Below are 3,875 nucleotides of genomic sequence, written 5' to 3' on the forward strand. Positions count from 1 at the left end.
TCATAGCCCCCACGCTTGTCGCTTCGCGTGCCTTCGGCGGTACGCTGCCCCTTTCTACGGATGTAGGGGCTTGTTTCATCTTGAGGCGGCCCGGCGATGAAACAGCCCGCTGATCGTGAGAAAATGGCCGGTTCAGCCGCCAATGCGGCAATCACACATCTCAGGACAGAAAAATCATGGAAGCAGAACGCATCAACCTCATCGGCAACCAGCTTGTGGACCTCAGCAACCGGGTCAATGAGCTTCGGGGGTATCTTTGACTACCCTGCCAAAGAACGAAAACTGAACGAAGTCAACGCCGCACTCGAAGACCCAAAAGTCTGGGACAACCCCAAGCGCGCGCAGGAACTCGGCCGGGAAAAGAAATCGCTGGAAGACGTCGTCCACGTCATTGACCGCCTGAGCTCCGAGCTGGCCGACAACACCGAGCTCTTCGAGATGTCCAAGGCCGAGGGCGACGACGCCGGCATGCAGACCATTGAAGCCGAAGCCGCCAAGGTGGCCACGGAAGTCGAAAAGATGGAATTCCGCCGGATGTTCAACAACCCGGCCGACCCCCTGCCCTGCTTCCTTGACATCCAGGCCGGCGCGGGCGGTACCGAAGCCTGCGACTGGGCCAGCATGCTGCTGCGCCAGTACCTCAAGTACGCCGAGCGCAAGGGTTTCAAGACCACGGTTGAAGATGAATCGCCAGGCGACACGGCCGGTATCAAGGGCGCGACCATCAAGATCGAGGGCGAATACGCCTTTGGACTGCTACGCACGGAAACCGGCGTGCACCGCCTGGTGCGCAAGTCGCCGTTTGACTCTTCGGGCGGGCGCCATACCTCGTTCGCTTCGGTGTTCGTCTACCCCGAGATCGATGACTCGATTGAAATCGAAATCAACCCTTCAGACGTGCGCACCGACACCTTCCGCGCCAGCGGCGCCGGCGGCCAGCACATCAACAAGACCGACTCGGCCGTGCGCCTGACGCACATCCCGACCGGCATTGTGGTGCAGTGCCAGGACGGCCGCAGCCAGCACAGCAACCGCGACGTGGCCTGGAAGCGCCTGCGTTCACGGCTGTATGACTTTGAATTGCGCAAGCAACAGGAAGCCCAGCAAAAACTCGAAGACACCAAAACCGACGTGGGCTGGGGCCACCAGATCCGCAGCTATGTGCTGGACAACAGCCGCATCAAGGACCTGCGCACCAATGTGGAAGTCTCGGCCACTCAGAAGGTGCTGGACGGAGACCTGGACGTGTTTATTGAGGCCTCCCTGAAACAAGGCGTGTGAGGACGTGTGGACGGGTCTTTGTGGACGCGTTCCGGAAGTTGTGAAATTTTGATTTTCAGGAATTAACCATGCTGCATATGCTTGACGGAGCGAGCCCCGGCGCCGCGGTGGTCATCAACCGCGCCGACTACGTCGCGCCTGCTTACTGGATCGACACGGTCGATCTGTGCTTTGACCTGGACCCGCAGAAAACGCGCGTGCTCAACAAGATGAGCCTGYGCCGCAACCCCGACGTGCCGGCACAGGCGCTGAAGCTGGACGGCGAGGAACTCAATCTGTCGCGCGTGCTGGTCAATGGCCAGGGCACCTCTTTCAAGATGGAAGGCAACCAGCTGGTGCTGGAAAACCTGCCGGAAGGCGCTGAGCCCTTCGAGCTGGAAATCTTCACCACGACCTGCCCCGCCAAGAACACCAAGCTGATGGGCCTGTACGTCAGCAACAACTCTTTCTTCACGCAGTGCGAGGCCGAGGGCTTCAGGCGCATCACCTACTTCCTGGACCGCCCGGACGTGATGGCCAGCTATACCGTCACCCTGCGTGCCGACAAGGCGCAGTACCCGGTGCTGCTGTCCAACGGCAACCTGGTCAGCCAGGGCCCGCTGGAGCCCGGCCCCAACGGCGCGCGGCATTTCGCCAAGTGGGTAGACCCGCACAAGAAACCGAGCTACCTCTTTGCCCTGGTGGCCGGCCAGCTGGTGGCCCGCGAGCAACGCATCACCTCCCGCGCAGGCAAGGAGCACGTGCTGCAGGTTTATGTGCGCCCGGGCGACCTCGACAAGACCGAGCACGCCATGACCTCGCTGATGCATTCAGTGGCCTGGGACGAGGCCCGCTTCGGCCTGCCGCTGGACCTGGAGCGCTTCATGATYGTYGCCACCAGCGACTTCAACATGGGCGCCATGGAAAACAAGGGCCTGAACATCTTCAACACCAAGTACGTGCTGGCTAACCAGGCCACCGCCACGGACGTTGATTTCTCCAATATTGAAAGCGTGGTGGGCCACGAGTACTTCCACAACTGGACGGGCAACCGCGTCACCTGCCGTGACTGGTTCCAGCTCAGCCTGAAGGAAGGCCTCACGGTGTTCCGCGACCAGGAGTTCAGCCAGGACCTGTGCGGCGAATCCTCGGCCCGCGCCGTCAAGCGCATTGAAGACGTGCGCGTGTTGCGCACCGCCCAGTTCCCTGAAGACGCCGGCCCCATGGCACACCCGGTGCGGCCCGACAGCTATGTCGAGATCAGCAACTTCTACACCGTCACCATTTATGAAAAGGGCGCTGAAGTCGTCCGCATGATGCAGACCCTGGTGGGACGTGAGGGCTTTGCCCGCGGCATGACGCTCTACTTTGAGCGTCATGACGGCCACGCCGTGACCTGCGACGACTTCGCGCAGGCGATTGCCGACGCCAACCCGATGTCGGACCTTGCGCGCCTGTTGCCGCAGTTCAAGCGCTGGTACAGCCAGGCCGGCACGCCGCGCGTGCACGCGCAGGGTGCTTATAACGCGGAGGCACGCACCTACACCCTGACCTTGTCGCAAAGCTGCATGCCCACGGCAGGCCAACCCGTCAAGGAACCGTTTGTCATACCGGTCGGCCTGGGCCTGCTGGGTGCGGACGGCCGTGACTTGCCGCTGCAGCTGGCCGGTGAGAGCCAGGCCCCCGCCAGTACGCGCAACGTGGTGCTGACGCAACCGGGCGAAACGCTGACCTTCGTCAACATCGATGCCGAGCCGGTGCCGTCCATCCTGCGCGGCTTCACCGCCCCGGTGGTGCTGGAGTTTGACTACACCGACGCCCAGCTGCTGCACCTGCTGGCGCATGACAGCGACCCCTTCAACCGCTGGGAAGCCKGGCAACGCCTGGCCGTCAACCGCGCTATCAAATCCATAGCTGGTGGCGCAGGCCCCGTAACGGCTGCGGTGCTGGATGATGCATATCTTGATGCGATGCGACAGGTGCTGCGCCACCCCGCGCTGGACTCCGCATTTAAGGAACTGGTGCTGACCCTGCCGTCTGAAACCTACCTGGCCGAGCAGCTCGACGTGGTGGACCCGCAGCGTATTCATGCCGTGCGCGAAGCCATGCGCCTGCAACTGGCCACGGCACTGGCAGCCGACTGGCAAGCCGTGTATGAGGCCAACCACGACACCGGCGCGTACACGCCGGACCCGGCCTCCAGCGGCCGCCGCGCGCTCGCGGGCATGGCGCTCACGCACCTGTGCCTGGCGGCCCAGGCCTCCGGTGATACCGTCTGGCCGGGCAAGACCCTGCAGCGCTTCAAGGACGCCGGCAACATGACCGACCGCTTCAACGCGTTGGCCGCGCTGGTATCCAGCGGCCACGCCCTGGCTGCCGAAGCATTGCCCCTGTTCCACGCCATGTTCAAGGACGAGGCCCTGGTCATCGACAAATGGTTTGGCTTGCAGGCCGGCGCGCCCGACCGCGGCGGCAACATCCTGCCCGCCGTGAAGCAGCTCATGAAGCATGCCGACTTCAGCCTGCGCAACCCCAACCGGGCGCGCAGCGTGGTCAGCACCTACTGCCAGGGCAACCCGGCAGCTTTTCACCGCGCGGACGCCGCGGGTTATGTT

2 protein-coding genes are annotated in these 3,875 nt (G+C 63.1%); both read left to right on the top strand.

Features of this window, described 5'->3' with window-relative positions:
- The first annotated feature begins 176 nt into the window (after positions 1-176).
- Positions 177-1,281, top strand: a protein-coding gene (gene prfB / locus AC1D0Z_RS17340; protein ID WP_477659459.1) for a peptide chain release factor 2 whose coding sequence is annotated in 2 segments (ribosomal slippage) — positions 177-257 and positions 259-1,281 — 1,104 coding nt in all. Because the reading frame shifts where the segments join, the coding sequence is not laid out codon by codon here.
- A 68-nt stretch (positions 1,282-1,349) separates the two neighbouring features.
- Positions 1,350-3,875 (top strand): aminopeptidase N (pepN, locus tag AC1D0Z_RS17345; RefSeq protein ID WP_477659460.1); only part of this gene is annotated, 2,526 nt, incomplete at its 3' end.

The sequence above is a fragment of the Polaromonas sp. P1_E3 genome, assembly GCF_056405935.1.